Source organism: Jatrophihabitans lederbergiae, from assembly GCF_031845305.1.
Classification (GTDB): domain Bacteria; phylum Actinomycetota; class Actinomycetes; order Mycobacteriales; family Jatrophihabitantaceae; genus Jatrophihabitans_A; species Jatrophihabitans_A lederbergiae.
In genome coordinates, this window is the sequence record NZ_JAVREH010000231.1 from 1 (window position 1) to 406 (window position 406).

Annotated in this window: 1 pseudogene; it reads right to left on the reverse strand. The window is 65.3% G+C overall.

Annotation, left to right across the window (positions count from 1 at the left end):
* Positions 1-194: pseudogene (locus RM423_RS25090) on the reverse strand (class I SAM-dependent methyltransferase); the annotation flags it as partial.
* Between the last annotated feature and the right edge of the window lie 212 nt (positions 195-406).

The following is a 406-nucleotide window of genomic DNA, read 5'->3' on the forward strand; positions in this document are numbered from 1 at the left end:
TCGGCGAGCCTGGCTGTGCAGGGGATTCCCGCGCCGCAGCCCAGATCGACAACCTGCGATCCGGGTTGGAGCCGTGCGAGCAGCTGGTCGAGGAAGCGAAGCCGAGGATCACCGGTCGTCTGGTCGATGTAGTCGAGGTAGGCGTCGGCCATGGCGTCGTAGCCTTGCTCGACGATCGCGCGCTCGTTCGTCATGATCTACAGCATTCCAGATGCGCGGCTCGGCGGCGGTGGACATTCATCGCAGCCGGGTGGGTGTTTGCACGGGTGCCGGCGGTGTCGGGCAACTGCAGTTCGGGTTCGCATCAGTCATCGCTCTGGTGGCACCGAACCGAGCTCGCCGAACCCGGGATGGTCGACGGTGTTCGTATAGCGGCTCGCGGCCTTGATGCTGAGCCCGAACAGGT